The 16,410-nt window shown below is 71.2% G+C and carries 19 protein-coding genes; 10 read left to right on the plus strand and 9 right to left on the minus strand.

All coding sequences use genetic code 11. The features are described 5' to 3' along the window. Positions 1-219: 219 nt before the first annotated feature. The 3 genes from ID574_RS25115 to ID574_RS25125 all read right to left on the minus strand — a co-directional run bounded on the left by ID574_RS25115 (position 220) and on the right by ID574_RS25125 (position 3,138). Positions 220-1,548 carry a hypothetical protein gene (locus tag ID574_RS25115; RefSeq protein WP_188191383.1) on the minus strand — a complete coding sequence of 443 codons (1,329 nt, stop codon included), beginning with the start codon at positions 1,546-1,548 and terminating at the stop codon, positions 220-222. 96 nt (positions 1,549-1,644) lie between these two features. Next, entirely contained in the window at positions 1,645-2,562 is a 918-nt protein-coding gene (locus tag ID574_RS25120; RefSeq protein ID WP_188191384.1) for a DUF4097 family beta strand repeat-containing protein, read from the minus strand. Between the two features lie 36 nt (positions 2,563-2,598). Continuing rightward, positions 2,599-3,138 (minus strand): hypothetical protein, encoded by a 540-nt coding sequence (locus ID574_RS25125; RefSeq protein WP_188191385.1) that lies wholly within the window; start codon positions 3,136-3,138, stop codon positions 2,599-2,601. Positions 3,139-3,437: 299 nt separating this feature from the next. On the opposite strand from ID574_RS25125, the gene ID574_RS60060 reads away from it, so the two are divergent. The 6 genes from ID574_RS60060 (at position 3,438) to ID574_RS25155 (ending at position 8,422) form a co-directional block, all read left to right on the plus strand. Continuing rightward, positions 3,438-4,268 carry an Rv1678 family membrane protein gene (locus tag ID574_RS60060; RefSeq protein ID WP_223167040.1) on the plus strand — a complete coding sequence of 277 codons (831 nt, stop codon included), beginning with the start codon at positions 3,438-3,440 and terminating at the stop codon, positions 4,266-4,268. A 59-nt stretch (positions 4,269-4,327) separates the two neighbouring features. Continuing rightward, complete coding sequence (locus ID574_RS25135) at positions 4,328-4,840, plus strand: MarR family winged helix-turn-helix transcriptional regulator (RefSeq protein WP_188191386.1); 513 nt, start codon at positions 4,328-4,330, stop codon at positions 4,838-4,840. 289 nt (positions 4,841-5,129) lie between these two features. Beyond that, positions 5,130-6,410: a BtrH N-terminal domain-containing protein gene (locus ID574_RS25140; protein ID WP_223167041.1), complete on the plus strand. Its 1,281-nt coding sequence runs from the start codon at positions 5,130-5,132 to the stop codon at positions 6,408-6,410. A gap of 46 nt (positions 6,411-6,456) precedes the next feature. After that, complete coding sequence (locus tag ID574_RS25145; RefSeq protein ID WP_188191455.1) at positions 6,457-6,669, plus strand: dihydrofolate reductase family protein; 213 nt, start codon at positions 6,457-6,459, stop codon at positions 6,667-6,669. 98 nt (positions 6,670-6,767) lie between these two features. Next, complete coding sequence (locus ID574_RS25150; protein ID WP_223167042.1) at positions 6,768-7,247, plus strand: SigE family RNA polymerase sigma factor; 480 nt, start codon at positions 6,768-6,770, stop codon at positions 7,245-7,247. Continuing rightward, complete coding sequence (locus tag ID574_RS25155; RefSeq protein WP_188191388.1) at positions 7,244-8,422, plus strand: TolB-like translocation protein; 1,179 nt, start codon at positions 7,244-7,246, stop codon at positions 8,420-8,422. The genes ID574_RS25150 and ID574_RS25155 overlap by 4 nt, the downstream gene beginning before the upstream one ends. Positions 8,423-8,472: 50 nt before the next feature. Here the strand turns inward: ID574_RS25155 and ID574_RS25160 are convergent, their stop codons facing one another. Beyond that, positions 8,473-9,423, minus strand: coding sequence for a M56 family metallopeptidase (locus ID574_RS25160; RefSeq protein WP_188191389.1), 951 nt, complete (start codon positions 9,421-9,423; stop codon positions 8,473-8,475). After that, complete coding sequence (locus ID574_RS25165; protein WP_223167043.1) at positions 9,420-9,794, minus strand: BlaI/MecI/CopY family transcriptional regulator; 375 nt, start codon at positions 9,792-9,794, stop codon at positions 9,420-9,422. Before ID574_RS25165 ends, ID574_RS25160 begins: the two co-directional genes overlap by 4 nt. A 184-nt stretch (positions 9,795-9,978) precedes the next feature. Here ID574_RS25165 and ID574_RS25170 point away from each other — a divergent pair, with 184 nt between their 5' ends. Both ID574_RS25170 and ID574_RS25175 read left to right on the plus strand, forming a co-directional pair. Beyond that, complete coding sequence (locus ID574_RS25170) at positions 9,979-10,827, plus strand: SAM-dependent methyltransferase (protein WP_188191390.1); 849 nt, start codon at positions 9,979-9,981, stop codon at positions 10,825-10,827. Between the two features lie 101 nt (positions 10,828-10,928). After that, a complete protein-coding gene (locus ID574_RS25175; RefSeq protein ID WP_188191391.1) occupies positions 10,929-11,912 on the plus strand; it encodes an MDR family NADP-dependent oxidoreductase in 984 nt (327 codons plus the stop codon). On the opposite strand, the gene ID574_RS25180 is transcribed toward ID574_RS25175, so the two are convergent. From ID574_RS25180 to ID574_RS25190, 3 genes are all read right to left on the minus strand, one after another. Beyond that, positions 11,899-12,867: a threo-3-hydroxy-L-aspartate ammonia-lyase gene (locus tag ID574_RS25180; RefSeq protein WP_188191392.1), complete on the minus strand. Its 969-nt coding sequence runs from the start codon at positions 12,865-12,867 to the stop codon at positions 11,899-11,901. The two genes, ID574_RS25175 and ID574_RS25180, sit on opposite strands and share 14 nt — an antisense overlap. Then, on the minus strand, positions 12,864-13,529 hold the full coding sequence (locus tag ID574_RS25185; RefSeq protein WP_188191393.1) for a helix-turn-helix transcriptional regulator: 666 nt from the start codon (positions 13,527-13,529) through the stop codon (positions 12,864-12,866). Before ID574_RS25185 ends, ID574_RS25180 begins: the two co-directional genes overlap by 4 nt. Positions 13,530-13,599: 70 nt before the next feature. Beyond that, on the minus strand, positions 13,600-13,992 hold the full coding sequence (locus ID574_RS25190) for a hypothetical protein (protein WP_188191394.1): 393 nt from the start codon (positions 13,990-13,992) through the stop codon (positions 13,600-13,602). A 198-nt stretch (positions 13,993-14,190) separates the two neighbouring features. On the opposite strand from ID574_RS25190, the gene ID574_RS25195 reads away from it, so the two are divergent. Further along, positions 14,191-14,997 carry a hypothetical protein gene (locus ID574_RS25195; RefSeq protein ID WP_188191395.1) on the plus strand — a complete coding sequence of 269 codons (807 nt, stop codon included), beginning with the start codon at positions 14,191-14,193 and terminating at the stop codon, positions 14,995-14,997. On the opposite strand, the gene ID574_RS25200 is transcribed toward ID574_RS25195, so the two are convergent. Continuing rightward, the gene (locus ID574_RS25200) at positions 14,908-15,360 is read right to left on the minus strand and encodes a GrpB family protein (protein ID WP_188191396.1); all 453 of its coding nucleotides are present in this window, start codon (positions 15,358-15,360) and stop codon (positions 14,908-14,910) included. The two genes, ID574_RS25195 and ID574_RS25200, sit on opposite strands and share 90 nt — an antisense overlap. Before the next feature lie 101 nt (positions 15,361-15,461). Here ID574_RS25200 and ID574_RS25205 point away from each other — a divergent pair, with 101 nt between their 5' ends. Then, complete coding sequence (locus ID574_RS25205) at positions 15,462-16,379, plus strand: CHRD domain-containing protein (protein WP_188191397.1); 918 nt, start codon at positions 15,462-15,464, stop codon at positions 16,377-16,379. Positions 16,380-16,410: the final 31 nt, after the last annotated feature.

The raw sequence follows: 16,410 nt of genomic DNA on the forward strand, positions 1-16,410 counted from the left end.
GCGCCACGGGAGCACGCTGGGGCTCCCCGGCGCGACGCGGTTCAACAGGTCGTTCCGCGCCGCGTCCGGGCTGCCGCCCGCCGAGTTCCGCCGGAAGGCCGGCTGGTTCGTCCCATGATCGGCGTTCTTCGTCGCATGTTCGGCCCCGTGCCACCCGCGTTGGCCCCCACGTCCGCCACGTTGAGAGGTGTGAGAGAGACGATGGGGCGGAGGTCGGGGTCAGCTGGTGATGGTCAAGTCGCGCAGCTCGAAGTAGCTCGCGTGGTCGGCCTGCAGGTAGCCGTGGAACTTCTCGGCCTGCGCCTTGGCGGACCTGTCCGCGGTGACGACCGTGACGATCACATACTTCTTCGACGCACCCGATCGGATCTTTCCGTACGCGTACGTGGTGTGGGCCTTGTCCTTGCGCCACGTCACCGCGTCCGAGGTGAGGTTGGCCAGCCGGGTGGCGGTGTTCCTGGCCGCCCGCTCGTTCGGGAAGGACATCATGATCTGCACGGCCTTGAGGTGCCCGCCGTACGCCGAGTAGGCGACCTGGATGGCGCGCTGGCAGTTGTACCTGGCCAGGACGCCCTCGCCGTCCACCGGGTCGCAGCTGTTGTACGTCCAGCCGCCGACCTTGTTGGCCTTGAACTTGACGCCGCCCAGGCCGAAGTTCCAGTCGTCGAACTCGTTGTGCGTGATCGGCGAGTTCGGCGTGACCCGCTTGGAGGTGGGCGGATCGTCGGTGGGCGCCGTGGTCGGGTCGGCGGGGTCTGGGTCGGCGGGGTCGGCCTGGTCGGACGCGGGCGGGTCCGACGGGGTGGACGGAGGGTCCGACTCGGTCGGCGGTGTCGCGGGGACGGTGGGTACGTGGCTCTCCAGGGCGAGGGACGGCCGAGGGGCAGGGGAGCTGAGGAGGGCGACCGCGCCGATCGTGCCGCCGCCCAGGAGGAGCACGCCTAACCCCACGGAGAGACCGATGATCAGGGCGTTGTTGCGCTTGGGCGGTGGACCGTACTGCACCGGCGGCAGCTGGTCCGGGCCATAGGGGTTGCCCTGGCCGTACTGGTTGGGCTGGCCATAGGGGTTCTGCGGCCCGTACGGTGCGCCGCCCTGCCCGCCGGGCGGCTGACCGTACCCGGGCTGCGGGGTCCCGTGCCCCTGCGGCGGCTGGCCGTAGCCGGGTTGTGGCGATCCCTGTCCCCGCGAGGGCTGGTCGTAGCCGGGTTGCGACGGCCCCTGTCCCTGCGGGGCCTGGGCGTAGCCGGAGTGCGGGGCTCCCTGTCCCTGCGGGGGCTGGCTCCCCTGGCCGGGCGGAGGGCCGTAGGCCGGGGGCGGGGCCTGGTGGCCGGGTCCAGGCTGTGGTGCCCCCTGCCCCTGCGGCGGTTGACCGTAGCCGGGCTGGTGCGGCGTTTGCCCCGGTGGCGGGCCGTAGCCCGGCTGCGGGGCGGTCTGGCCGGGCGGCGGGCCGTAGCCGGGCCGGCCAGGTCCCTGGGGTGCTCCTTGTGCCTGCGGGCCCCACGGTCCTTGCGGGTGAGGCTCCTGAGGCTGGGGAGGATATGCCATCCCCCCATTCTGGTGCAGTCCCGTACCATCTGCCCCAACCGCCCCACCCAAAAGTGACGGTGACGACCGTCGGCTATGGACTGTGGTGTCGGGACGTCAGGCGCGGCGGATCACGATGTCGCCGTCGTGGCTGCGGGCGCGTATCTCGACGCTCTCGTCGAACGCCTCGGGTCCGTCGTGCGGGGCGAGGGAATTGACGAGGCTGCCGTTGGCGGTGCTCACGTCGAGCCAGGCGGCGGTGCCCTGCCGGATGCCGACCTCCAGGTCGCCGGTCGTGCTCGTCAGCACGACCGAGCCGCGTGCGATCTCGCCGATCCGTACGCTGCCGTGCACCGTTTTGGCCTCGACGTCGCCGTGGGTGCGATGGACGTGCATGTCGCCGTTGACGCCGATCAGACGGAGGTCGCCGGTGACCTCCCCAAGGTAGATCTCCCCGTCGTCGTTCCTGATCAAAGCTGTGCCGTCGAGCTCGTTGATCCGGATGTCGCCGCTGCCGGCGGTGATCTCGGCGCGGCCGGTCGCGGGCTCCACGGTGATCTCGCCGCTGTCGCTGCTCAGGCGGATCGTGGCCGCGCTGTCGAGCCGGATGTCGCCGTAGTCGGTTTTCAGCCGGCAGTCTCCCAGACGGCCCGCGCAGTGGAACTCGCCCGCCATCGCCTCGCCCTGCACGTGGGAGCCCGACGGCAGCTCGATCGTCACACGGGTGGAATCCCAGTCGCCGAACAGGCCGGACAGTCCGGACCAGCTCCAGCTCTGCCTCAAGGCCGCCGCGACGAGCGCGCCGGTGCCGCCCGCGTGCCGGGACAAACTCGACAGGGTCGAGGTCTCCGGTCGCGCGGCCTTGACGACGAGGGTGCCGCCCGCGTAGCCGACCTGGATCGGGACCTGCTCCTCGTCGTCTCCGGACCACACCTCCACCACCGTGTCGGTGCGGTCGCCGGCGATGATCCTCACCTCGCCGCCCGGCAGGTCGATCCGGACCGAGATCGGTTCGGGGGTGTCGAATGTTGGCATGAGACCCTCCTCCTCTTCGTTGTGGGTGTCCGGGCCTCAGCCGACCCAGCCGGTGTAGCGGCGCCCGCCCGCCGGGACGCGCCGGGCCGAGCGGCGACCGCCGGATTCGAGGGTGGCCGCGACGGAGCGGACGAGCCAGGTGTTGACCGACAGGCCCTCCTGGCGGGCGGCGTCCTCGATCTGTGCCTTGAGGTGCTCGGGGAGGCGGAAGCTGATCCGCGCGGTGCCGCCGTCCTTGGCCGCCGTCGCACCGGCCGGCAGGGCGTCGGCATCGGAAGGCTCGGCGGGTCCGGCGTCGTCGTCGTGGGTGTCGTGGCCGAACGGATGGCCCGCCGGTGACGGGGTGACGACGAAGTCGGGGTCGGCGCGGCGCAGGCGCACCTCCACCGAGCCCGGTGCGAGATCACGGCTGATCTCGTCGGCCGCCGCCGACAGGGCCTCCAGCAGGATCAGCCGGATGGACGATTCGAGGGGTGAGGTGAGCCGCTCGGCAAGGGCACGCGCCTCGTCACCTCCGGCCTCGGCGGCGACCGCGAGGTCTCGGCGGAGCCTGTCGACATACGGCTTGAGATCCATGGTGCCACTATGGCGCCATTTTGGCGTCATCGCAAACTCCCGCCTTCACGACCGGCACCGGCGGGCACCACCGTCCGCCCGACCCTGCACTTGGCGGATGCCTGCGAGGGCGGGACCCGCCGGTGACGGCGGGCCGGGTGAGCGCCACCCCGCTGAGGACGGCGAAGGTTCCCAAGGGTGGCATCACATTGACGTCATGGATCTTGATGGAGGGGCCGCGGGACGTTCTCGATCCGTAAGGATCGGTGAGGCCGTTCCGGTATGGGATTGAGGGCGATCCGACTCCGAGGAGCCGTCCGATGTCCGAGGTCGCCGTCCTGTCCCGTGGGGCGCCCGCCACGCTGGCGGCCGTCCGCGTCGCAACCGCCCTGCTGTGGATCCAGAACGCGGGATGGAAGACGCCCGCGGACGGCTTCGGTCAGAACGCGCCGAGGCCGCAGGGGCTGTTTCAGTGGACCTCTTACGCCGTCGAACACCCTGTGCTCGCTCCTTACGCCTGGCTGGTCGAGCACGTGGTGTTGCCCAACTTCGCGCTGTTCGGCTGGGCGGTGCTGCTGGTGGAGTCGGGGCTGGGCGCGTTCCTGCTGGCCGGGCTGTGGACGAGGGCGTGGGCGCTGATCGGGATCGGCCAGACGGCGGCGATCACGCTGTCGGTGCTGAACACGCCGAACGAGTGGCACTGGTCGTACCTCCTGATGTTCATGGTTCACGGCGTGCTCCTCGCGACCGCGGCCGGGCGCTACTACGGCGCGGACGGGTTGGGGGTGAGGGGATGGGAGCCGCCGAGGTACGCGCTCGCGCTCGGTGTCGGGTCGGTGGTCAGCGCTGTGTTCGTGTTCGCGAGCGGGGACTGGCGGTTCGTGGAGATGACCGCCGTGAGTGCTGTCGCCGCGGTGCTGCTCGGGCTGGTGGCTTGCGTGGCCGCCCGGCTGGGCCGGCCGTCGCTGATCCTCGCCGTCGGGGTGCTGTTCCTGTTGGCGGCCCTGCTGGTGCTGGGCGACATGACGTTCGGCTGGAGGCTGACCGGTGGCACCGGATCGCTGTTCAGCCTGTGGGCGGGGCTCGGCGTTGGGTTGGTGGCGGCGGCCAGGTGGCGTCCTTCGGTGGCGCCCGCGAGCCCCTCTGTGTAGCAGACGATATGAGGCACAGATAGGCGGCCGTACCACGGGTTGTCGGTATATTTCAAGGTATGAGCATCGACGAGAAGAACGGGCAGCCTGAGGGTGACTTCGGGTGGTCTCTCGGCGTGCTGCTGCGCGCCTTCCACGACTCGATGGTCACGGTGCTCGGCGACCTCCCGCACGGGCCCCGGGGCTACCAGACCCTGTCCACGGTCGTGCACGGCGATCAGCCGAGCCAGCTCGCACTGGCCGCGCACCTGGGGATCGACCGGACCGTGATGACCTACCTCATCGACGACCTCGTCGAGGCGGGCCTCGTGGAGCGCCGGCTCAACCCGGCCGACCGGCGGCAACGCAAGATCGTCGCCACGGAGAAGGGCGCAGGCGTGCTGCGGGCGCTGGAGCGGCGGGTACGCGAGGCCGAGGACCGCGTCCTTCAGGCGCTGGAGCCGGACGAGCGGGAGACCTTCAGGAGGATGGTGCGGCGGGTCGCGTGCGGCGTGGCCGACATCGAGCCCGTCACCGACCCCTGCGAGGTGGTCGACGAGATCTTGGGTGACGGGCAACAGCCCGCTCGCTGAGCAGTGCCTTCGGCGACCCCCGGCACGTCGGGTCACCCGATCGCCGGGGCCGGCACCTTACCCGGGCCTATTGCGAAATGCCCGCCAAATTCCTACGATCCGGTGCGTGGCGGTACTCTCCCGCCCAACCTCTTGAGCGCGTCCCCACGCGGCGCGCCGATCGCGGAGGCAAAGGGGACGCAAGGAGCCTCGGGAGTCGTGGTCTGACCGGCCGGCGAACGAACCGTCGCGGCCGCCACGGGCCGCGGGCGTGGGCCGGGCCCTGGCAATGGCCGCGGGGAGCGCCGTCATGACCAGCAAGAAGCAGCTCAAGGCCCGCATCCGCGCGCGGATGGCCAAGACCGGCGAGAGCTACACCACCGCCCGCAACCACGTGCTCGGCCGGAGCGAGACGCACGCCGACGCGGGGTGGCGGTTCGCCGGAGGACGGCACCCGTCCAGCGCGGCGATCACCGCCGTCCTGGTCAACCAGGGTGCCGACGTCCGGGAGCCGCTGGTGTTCCTGGCCGGGGGCGGCATCGGCGCGGGCTACATCCTGTGGGAGTTCAAGCACGACGACTCCCGCCACGTGACGCTGGGCTTCCGCAACCAGTGGCAGTACCACGACCGGTGGATGGCCAAGACGCTCGCCCGGCTCGGGGTGCCGTACGAGGAGCACCGCACGGCCGGCGCCCGCGGCGCGAGCGAGAGGCTGGCAGCCGAACTGGACGCCGGGCGGCCCTGCGTGATCCTGCCCGACCGCTATCACCTCGGCTACTGGCAGCTGCCCGCCGCGTTCGACGGCCACGGCGGCGGCCCGGTGGTCGCCTACCGGCGGGACGAGGGCGGCGTGTGGCTCGACGACCGAGGCCAGGCCCCGATCCGCGTCCCGAGGGAGCGGCTGGACGCCGCGCGGGCCCGCGTGCCGTCGTACAAGAACGTCATGCACGTGCTCGGCGAGGCCAAGCTGGACGAGGCCACGCTGGCGGGCGCGGCCCGCGAGGGGCTGCGGGACTGCGCGGCCCATCTGTCGGCGACCTCCGACTCGTTCTCCCTGCCCGCCTGGCGCAAGTGGTCGCGGCTGATGGCGGACACCCGCAACGCGAAGGCGTGGCCGAAGGTGTTCGCCGACGGGCGCGGCCTGGCCGACGCCCTCCTTTCGGTGTGGGAGGGCGCGGAGCCGGCCGGCATGGACGGCGGGAACCTGCGCGAGCTGTTCGCCGACGCGCTCGACGAGGCCGTCCCACTGCTGGGAGAGCCGGAACTGGCGGGGCTGGCCGAGCGGTTCAGGGAGATTCACGCTCTGTGGCACGGGCTGGCGGAGGCGGCGCTCCCGGCCGAGGTGCCGGAGTTCGCCCGGGTGCGCGAGCTGACCGTGGCGATCAAGGAGAGTGTCATGGGGGAGGGCAGCGCGGGCGCTGACGAGGCGGCCGAGAACGGCCGGCTCCTGTGGCAGGCCCGCGCCGCCGCGAACGAGTCCCTCGCCGCCACCGACACGGCCGCGCTCTTCGCCGACCTCGGCACCCGGCTGGGCGCGATCCACGCGGCGGAGACGGCCGCCGTCGCGCGCTTGTCGGAACTCGTGCGCTGAAGGTGTCGATCGCCGCTCATCCCGTAGGTCGTAGCTCGTCCAGACGCTGCTCGCGCACGATCTCGTCGACGAGTTCCGCCTGCTGGTCTTCCCGGTGCTCGTGGGCTCGGGCAAGCGGCTCTTCGGGGACGGCACCGTCCCGGCCGGGCTGAGGCTCGCGGGGAGCGTGACGTCGAGCACCGGGGTCGTGGTCAGCACGTACGAGCGGGCGGGAGCGATCACGTACGGCGCGATGGGCCCGGAGACCGGCAACTGGTGACCGGGTGCCGCGCCCGTTCAACAAATCGGGGGCCGAGCCCGTCTGAGGGGTGACGGACCACGGAAGGGCGAGGCCAAGTGGAAGACGACTCCAGATTCGTGGAGTTTGTCGCTGAACGCGCCAATGCGCTGCTGCGTTACGGCTATGCGCTGAGCGGCAACCCGCATGACGCGGCGGACCTGACCCAGGAGGCGCTGGTCAGGCTGCACGGTGCCTGGGCGCGGGTGCGCAGTAAGGAGGACCCGGAGGGCTACACCAAGATGATCATGGCTCGGCTGCACATCAGCGTCTGGCGGCGACGGCGTCGCGAGCAGCTGACCTGGGCCCTGCCGGAGACCCCGCTGGAGGACGTGCTGCCCTCCGACGCCGACCAGGAGATCTGGGAGGCGCTCGGAGGGTTGCCACGCAAGCAGCGCGCCGTCCTCGTCCTGCGCTTCTACGAGCAGCTCTCCGACGCGGAGATCGCCGGTCTCCTCGGCATCTCCCAGGGGACCGTGCGCAGCCACGCGTCGCTCGGGCTGAGCAAACTCCGTTCCGCGATATCCCACCGCATGCTCGCCAAGAGGAGGACCCCGTGAGCGACGATTTGGAACGCGACCTGCCCACCATCATCAGCCGCGCCTCCCGGCGTGCGCCGCAGGCTCCACAGGATCTCCCCACGCAGGTCATGGGCCGTTCCCGCCGCCGGAGGGCGCGGACGCAGTCCCTGATCGCCGCGGTCGCCGTGGCGATCGTGGCGGGCGGGGTCGGGGCGGGGACACGGGCCATGACCGACGGCGGCCCCGTCACGGCGGTGGACCCGACGCCGACGTCGTCCCCTACGGGGCAGGCGCCTGAGCCCATCGAGAAGGTGTGGCCGGACGCGGTGTACAAGATCCCGGCGAAGCTCCCCGGGGGTAAGAAAGCCCGTCCGCAGATCTTCATCGACGAACGCACGCTGCTCCTGGAGACGTGGGAGAGCTTCGAGAAGGCCGACGCCATCTACGCCTACGATCTCGACACCGGCCAGAGCCGCAAGATCGCCGACATTCGCACACCGAAGGGCGTCTTCGCCTCCGGGTACGCGGCGGGCGAAGGACGGATCGTCTGGCAGACGATCGACGACAGGCGCACGCAATTCTGGTCGGTGCCGCTCCGCGGCGGGACGCCCGCCGCCATACCGACCGACGCCCCGGTCAAGGGCGGCGGCGACGGGCTGGTCGTGATCGGGGGCAAGATCGCCTTTTCGCTCAGCGAAGGCGGCGTCTTCACGCTCCCGCTGGAGGGCGGGACGGTCACCCCGGTCGAGGGTGCGGAGCGCCACCACATCCTGCGTTGGCCCTGGGTGGGGACCCCCGGCAGCTACACGCCCGACAACGAGCCCAGCTTCGAGGAGATCCTCAACGTCGAGACGGGGGAGACGAGCAAGGCGCTGGTCCGGCCCGGTGACCGGTACGTACGCTGCGGTGTGACGACGTGCACCGGCACGAGCGGCGACGAACGCTACTTCTTCCGGCTGCGCGACGGCTCTCTGGAACGGGCTCTGTCCCAGAGGCCGCTGTTCGGGGCGGCCTACGACCGGTTCACGACGGTCCGCCTTCCGAACAGGAATGGTGAGGCGCTGCTCGACCTGGTCACCGGGGAGTCCGGAGACTTCGGCCTGCGTCCTGACGCCAAGGGCCGCATGATCAGCATCCAGCCGGATGTCACCGACCGCCTGCTGTCCTACGAGCTCAAAGGCAAATACGTGGTCATCGACCTCGCCAAGATCTGAACCCCGGCACCGGCAAGCGCGTCTGCAGCCTGCCCGTCACCGACCCCGGGTCAGAACGTGAGCAGCGAATGGCAGTGGTGCGCGATGAACGACGCGATGCCGGGCACCAGCGCCACCATCGCGGGACCGCCCAGCAACGCGCCCACGGCCAGCAGGCCGACCAGGCGCTCGGCCCGCCGCAGCGGGCGTTCGGGGTTGAGCATGCGGCGCACGCGGGCCAGGGCGGTCTCGCCGCCGGCGCCCAGCGCGAACGCCGGCGCCCGGCCGGTGGCCAGGCCGACCAGCGCGGCGGCGATCTGCACGCGCGGGTGGCGGCGGGCCGCCATGTCGTCGGCCAGCAGCTCGATCAGCCGCGCGATCTCCACCCGGGCCGCCCCGAACACCGGCACCTTCGGGAACGCCCTGGCCAGGGCCTGTGCCGCGGCCAGCACGAGGTGGTGACGGCCGCGCAGGTGAGCCTGCTCGTGCGCCAGCACGGCGGCGACCTGCTCGGGCGACAGGCTGCGCAGCGCGCCCGTGGTGATCACGGTCTCCGCGTGCCGGCCGGGCACGCAGTAGGCGAGCCGCTCGTCGTGCTCCAGCACGATCGCGCCGAGCTCGCGGTCGCGCCGGCCGAGCAGCCCGAGCAGCGCCGCGTGCTCGCGCCGCTCCAGCCCCGTACGGGCCAGCACGGCCGCGCCGCACCACAGCAGGCGGGCCACCACCACGGCGGCGGCGAGCAGCGCCGCGACGCCTGCCCTGGTCAGGCTGGAGTGGTCGGTCAGCATGGCCGCACACGCCTCGAACAGCCCTGCCAGACCGTGCCCCACGACGTCGGCGGGGACGGCGAAGGCCAGCGCGGACAGCACGGCCGAGGCCACCACCGAGACGGCGGCCGCCAGCCACGCCGCGATCGCCAGGCGCGGCGCCCGGTCGGCCCGGCTCGCGGCCCGCCGCCCGAGCGCCGGCAGCCCGAACGCGGCGCCGATCGCGTAGACGGAGAGAACGGCGGCGGCGATCACGACTGCTTGCCCTTGGGCGGGAACACCTGCAGGGCAGCTTCCAGCGCGGTCGTCTCCTCGGGGGTGAGCCGTTCGAGGAAGTGCACGAGCGTGGCCGCCTGGTTGCCGCTGCCCGCCAGCGCGCTGCGCATCAGGTCGGCGGTGTAGGACTCCTTCGAGGCGACCGGCTCGTAGACGTAGGCGCGGCCGACGGGCCGGCGCTTGAGCAGGCCCTTGGTGTGCAGCTTGTCCATCACGGTCATCACGGTGGTGTAGGCGATGTGGCGCTCCTGCCGCAGCTCTTCCAGCACGTCCCGCACGGAGGCGGGACGGCGCCGGGCCCACATGCGATCCATGACCGTGGACTCGAGTTCGCCCAACCCGCGCATCATGCCGCCGATGCTACCGGCCATCGCGGCTCAGCCCATATATCGCGTGATCGCCTCTGCTGCGGGCGGAGAATGCGGGAACGGGGCCGGGCCGTCCGGCGTGCGGATCATCGGCGGGGGACATTCCGGGCGGGCGGCGCTACGATTCCTATCGATCACCGGGCCGGGCGAGGGTGCGAGGTGGATCATGGGCGACAGCACGGTACCGGGCGAGTCGCGACAGGGCCGGGTGCCCCCGGGCGTGGATCCCACCGTGCCCAGCATCGCCCGCGTGTACGACTACTTCCTGGGCGGCAAGGACAACTTCGCGATTGACCGCCAGGTCGCCGAGGAGGCACTGAAGATCGCCCCCGACGCCCGCGAGGCGGGCCGGGCGAACCGGACGTTCCTGCGCCGGGCGGTGCGGTACATGGTGGCCGAGGCCGGCCTCCGCCAGTTGCTGGACATCGGCTCCGGGCTGCCCACCCAGGGCAACGTGCACGAGATCGCCCAGGCGGCGGCGCCCGAGGCCCGCGTGGTCTACGTCGACAACGACCCGGTCGTGCTGGCGCACGCCAGGGCGCTGCTGGCCACCGATGACGTCACCACGGTGGTGGACGGCGACCTGCGCCGCCCGGGGGAGATCCTGGAGAACCCGGAGGTCACGGGCTTCCTGGACTTCAGCCGGCCGGTCGGGCTGCTGCTCGTGTCGGTCCTGCACCACATCAACGACGACGAGGACCCCGGCGGCGTGACGGCCCGTCTCCGCGAGCGGCTCGCCCCCGGGAGTCACCTGGCCATCGTGCACTTCCACAACCCCGGCGAGGAGCACCCCGAAGCCGCCAGGATCGCCGTGGAGGCGGAGCGGAACTTCAACCAGAACCTGGGCACCGGGCGCTGGCGCACCCGCGCCGAGATCCTGTCGTACTTCGGCGACTGGGAGCTCGTCGAGCCGGGCCTGGTGCCGCTGGCCGACTGGCGCTCCGAGCCTGACGACCTCATCCGCCAGGACCTGACCCGCTACAACGTCGTGGCCGGTCTGGCCCGCAAACCCTGACGGCCCCACCGCGATCCGGTCACTGTGGTCCCATCGCGGCACGAAGCTGACCTCGATCCTTCCTACCGTGGCCCTTCCGAACCCAGAAGGAGGGCTGAGTCATGGAAGCACGGCTGGCGTCGCGTCCGGTCGGCGAGCTGACCGAGGAGCATTTCGAGCTCGTCGACGCCGAGGTGGGAGAGCCGGGCGAGGGCGAGTTCCTCGTGCGCAACGACTGGATGCTGCTGTCCGTGGTCATGCGCGACCTGATGGAGGCCGAGCCCCACCCGGAGTTGCCGATGTCCGGTTACCAGGTGGGCGAGCCGCCGTGGGCGCCCACCGTCGGCACCGTCGTCCGCTCCAACAGCCCCGAGTACGCCGTCGGCGACCTGGTGCGGCACACGTACGGATTCCGCGAGCACGTCGTCGGCGACGCCGGCGACTGGGCGTTCACCAAGCTGGATCCCGATCTGCTGCCAGGCCCGCACTACCACCTGAACCAGGGCCCCACCGCGTGGCGGGGCATGGTGGAGCTCGCGGGAGCCGGCGAGGGCGACACCGTGTTCGTGTCGGCCGCGACCTCGGGCGTCGGCTCGGTGGCCGGCCAGATCGCCCGCTGCCGGGGCGCCGCGCGGGTGATCGGCAGCACGGGCAGCAAGGACAAGATCGGCTATCTGGTGGACGAGCTGGGCTTCGACGCCGCCTTCGACTACCACGACGGGCCGGTGGCCGAGCGGCTGGCCGAGCTCGCGCCGGACGGCATCGACGTCTTCTTCGACAACGTCGCGGGCGAGCAGTTCGAGGCCGCCCTGCGGCTGGCGGCGCCGAACGCCCGCTTCGTCCTCTGCGGCGGCCTGTCCGGCCGGAACCCGACCCTCGACCTGGAGCCGGCCGTGCTCAGGGACGTCACGTTCCGCGGGTTCACCACGTCGTACGAGCCGGAGTCGTACGCGGCGTGGACCGAGCACTACAGCCGGTGGCTGCGCGAGGGCCGCTTCGTGTTCCCGCACACGGTGGTCGAGGGAGGGATCGCCGAGGTGCCCCGGGCCCTCGTCGCGCAGCTGCGCGGCGCCTACCGGGGCACCGCCCTGGTCAAGCTGTCATGATCTCGGCGAAGCGGCGCACGTCGATGTTGCCACCGGAGACGATCAGGCCGATCCGGCGCGGCACGGGTTCGAGCCGCCCGGCCAGCAGCGCGGCCAGCGGGGTCGCGCCGCTGGGCTCGATGACGATCTTCATGCGCTCGAACGCCAGCCGCATCGCCCTTCTGATCTCGTCGTCGGAGACCAGGACGACGTCGTCCACCAGGTGCTTGTTGATGGAGAACGTGAGCTCGCCCGGGATGTCCGCGGCCTGACCATCCGCGATCGTCCGCGGGACCGGGATGGACACCCGCCTGCCCGCGCTCAGTGAGCGCTTGGTGTCGTCGCCCGCCTCGGGCTCCACGCCGATCACCCGGACACCGGGCAGCAGGCCCTTGGCCGCCGTGGCGCTGCCCGCGATCAGGCCGCCGCCGCCGATGGGCACCAGCAGCGCGTCCAGCTCGCCGACCTCCTCGATCAGCTCCAGCGTCGCGGTGCCCTGGCCGGCGATGACGTGCGGGTGCTCGTACGGCGGGATGAGCGTCAGCCCGCGCTCGGTGGCCAGCGCCTCGCCGATGGCCACCCGGTCGCCGGTGTAGCGGTCGTAGGTGACGACCTCGGCGCCGTATCCGGCCGTGGCCTCGAGCTTGGAGCGGGGCGTGTCCTCCGGCATGACGATCACCGCGGTGCTGCCCAGCTCGCGGGCGGCCAGGGCGACGGCCTGGGCGTGGTTGCCGGACGAGTACGCGGCCACGCCCCGGGCCAGCTGCTCGGGCGTGAGCCGGGAGACGGCGTTGTAGGCGCCGCGGAACTTGAACGCGCCGATGCGCTGGAAGTTCTCGCACTTGACGAAGACCTCCGCCCTCACCAGGGCGTCCAGCGTCCGCGAGCGCAGGACGGGCGTGCGGTGCGCGACGCCCTTGAGCCGGGCCGCGGCGTCGTGGACGTCGTCCAGGGTGACCGGGAGAGAGTTCGTCATGTGTGCTGCTCCTGCGGGGTGTCGGATCCGGTGCGGGCCTGCGACAGATAGGCGTAGGCGGAGGCACGCGAGATGCCGAGCCGGGCCGCCACCTGGGGGACCGCGCGGCGCACGGCGAACACGCCGCTCTCGTCCAGGCTCCTGAACAGCTCCACCCGCTCCTCGCGGGTGAGCTCGGCCCAGGGTTTGTGCCGGTCGAGCTGGTGGGCGTCCACGACCGCGTTCACGACGGAGTCGATGTCGTCGCCGAAGGTCGTGGTCGGCACGGCGGCCGGGGCGGACACCCCGGCCAGCTGCCCGATCAGCGCGTGGGCCTGAGAGATCGCGCTGATGTCCAGGTTGAGGCACAGGGCGCCGAACACGGCGCCCTCACTGTCGCGCAGGACCATGGTGGAGGACTTGACGAGCTTGCCGTCCCGGGTGCGGGTGACGTAGTTGAGCTCGTCCTCCGCCTCGTCGCCGCGGGCCAGGATGCCCATGCCGATCTCGCTCATCGACCCGCCGACGCCGCGCCCGGTGACGGAGCCGGCGATGGCGACCACGGAACGCTCGGGGCGGCGGAAGTCGTGCACCACGACCTCGCAGAACGACCCGAGAGTGGCCGCGATCCCGTCGGCCACCGGGGCCAGCGCGGCGATGATCGCATCCTGCTCGGCACTCATCGGTCCTCCAGACAAGACTGTCTGGACACAATGTATAGCGCTTGGATGAAAAGTCCAAGCCTGCCGGATCCTAGTAGATGCGGTACTTCTTGCCGCAGTTGTCGAACTTGCCGGCCCAGCAGGTGAAGGTGTAGACCTTCTTGATCCCGTGGCCGCTCCAGGCGCCGACGACCTTGCCGTCCCACGAGCGGTTGAACTTGTGCCAGCCGCCGTTCTGGTAGTACTCGAACCAGACCCAGCCCTTCTTGCCGCCCTTGTTGTCGACCCCGTACCACTTCGTGAAGACCTTGCCGCCCTTCTTCCACGTCTTGCCGAAGGTGTAGGCCTTGTGGTCGCTGGAGAAGAGCTTGCCCCAGCTGGTGCCGGTCGTGGAGTGGGTGGCGGCCTGAGCGGCCGGGGCGACGGCGAGGCCGGTGACGGCCATCGAGCCGGCGAGAGCCGCGATCGCAAGGGTCTTACGCATTGGATTTCCTCCCGTTTTCGTCTGCCGGTCGTTCCGGCAGCAGGGACATTACGGAGGTTCCAAGCGACGCTCTGTGCAGGAGTCCACACATCGGAGGTGATCAGTCCCACACATCCACGGCGGGCTCTCGGACGATGCCGAGACCATTTGCGATGAGTAGGCAGCGAACGGGACGAACGTCCTGTCAGCGTTTGGCCCATGACCTCGTTGGACCACGTCGAGCGGCTGCGCTGGCCCGGCGTGCTGCTGCAGAGCTATCTGAGCGCCGGACGACACCTGGCCGGGCTGGCCCTTCCAGGTGTGATGGTGCACGTGCCGCTCGCCACGCTCTCCCTGCTGGTGCTGGCGGTGGCGTCGAGCGGCTCGGCGGCGGTGGTCAACGGGCGGTTCCAGCTGATCGGAATCTCCGATGGCCCGCTGCTGATCTGGACGGGTGTGCTGACGGTGGCCGCGGGGGCGGGCGTGCTGCTGGCGACCGAGGCGGAGTGGGCGGCCTCCATGGCGTCGGCGGTGCTGGCGCTCGTGGCCATGCCCGGGCTGCTGGCCGTGCCGAGCGTCGTGTTGCACGGCTGCACGGCGCTGGGGGCGATCGGCCGCGCCTATCACCTGATCCAGTATCGCGAGTTGCCGACCCCGTTCACGCTGGCCTTCGGCGTCGTCATCCTGCCCGCCGCGGCGGTGTGGGGGCTTCAGCGAGGGCTCAGCCTGCTCCCCGAGCCGCTCACGACCCTGGGATGGGGGCTGGCGGGGTTCGTGACGGCGCTGGCCGTGACGCCGTTCCAGGCGGCCGTGGTCGCCCGCCAGTTCCTCCACTGCATGGCCTGGCGTACCGAGGTCGACGACGAGGACCTGGCGCACGGCTTTGCACCGAGGAGCCGGCACGATGGACCCGGTGGTCGCCGCCCGCCATCGGGGTCACCGCTTGAGCAGCGCGTGCGGCACGTCCTTGATGTCGTACTCGCCCTCGCCGTCGGCGGCGAGCACGTGGGCGCCGCCGTCCTGTGATGCGGCCACCGCGGCCGGGGCGAGGCCGACGGCGGCGAGCAGAGCCGCCGTCAGGGTGATCGTCTTCGTCTTCATGCCCCGTACTATGGCGGCGGCCACTTGGAGATCACTTGTGAACCGTCGGGGCGGGGTGGTAGGGCGCTCCCTCCTCCCATACGGAGACCAGCGGCAGGCCGCGTGACCGGCGGCGGCGAGGCGCCGCTTCAGCCCGGCGTACTCGGCGGCCGCCTGCGGGTTCGCCCGCAGGTGGTCGCGGAGCAGCCGCTCGGTGTCCCAGATGTCGGCCGTGACGACGTGCGGGTGGTGGCTCAGGTCGATGATCGGCTTGGCGGCCAGGGTGGGCACGGCCCTGCTTGCGATCATTTATCCACACGCCATGGTTGAACCCCGCTCCGGCAGCTGCCCGTACCCCCGAGGGAGCACCCAATTAGGCCTCACAGTCGAGGCAGCTGAAAGGTTCAGTCATGAACATGCGCACCCTCGCCGTCCCTGGCCTGGCCATCGCCACGGCGCTGGTCGCCACCGCCGTCAATCCGGCCACAGCGCAGGCGAGCACTCCCGTGTATCTGGCCGCCTCGCTCCTGGGCGAGAACGAAGTGCCCGTCGAGGGCATGAAGGTGGGTGACCCGGACGGCAGCGCGCTCGCCGTGTTCCGGATCCACGGTAGCCGGGTCGACTACGCCATCCGGTGGCACAAGATCTCCGCGCCCAGCGGGTTCCACATCCATGTAGGCGATGAGGGCGAGAACGGGGAAGTCAGGATCCCCTTCATCGGCACGGCGCTGCCCCCTCAACTCCACGCGATCAAGGGAACGGTCTTCGTCAAGGACCTCAACCTGCTCGGTCGCATAGTCAACAACCCCATGGGGTGGTACGCCAACCTGCACAACGCCGAGTTCGGCGGCGGGGCCGTACGCGCCCAGCTGCACCGCGTCCGCCCCGTCGAGCTGGAGTCCGTGCTGACGCACGGGTTCACCGAAACGCTCACCACGCAGGCCAACGGACGGCAGGAGGTGCCGGCGCCCAAGACGAAGGTCGGCGACAGCAACGGCCGGGCCGCTTGGCTGGTGCAACCGGCGGGCAACCGCGTGTGGTTCGCCGCCGCCTGGAAGAAGATCGCCGCACCGACCATGGCACACATCCACCGTGCCCCGAAGGGCAAGAACGGGCCCGTCGTGGTGCCCTTCTTCGAGGCAGAGAAGGGCCTGCCGCCCAGCGTCAACGGGCTCGCGGGCAGCGCGACGACCTCCCCCGCCGTGTCGAAGCGCATCTGGAACAACCCGAGCAACTGGTACACGAACCTGCACAACGCCGTCTTCCCCGGCGGCGCGGTACGCGGCCAGCTCTACAAGGGCAACGACTACGAAGACGGCGACTGGTGACAGGAGGCCCGAGCACGCGCCGTGGGGGCAC

It is taken from the genome of Nonomuraea sp. SYSU D8015 (genome assembly GCF_008065375.1).
GTDB lineage: Bacteria > Actinomycetota > Actinomycetes > Streptosporangiales > Streptosporangiaceae > Nonomuraea.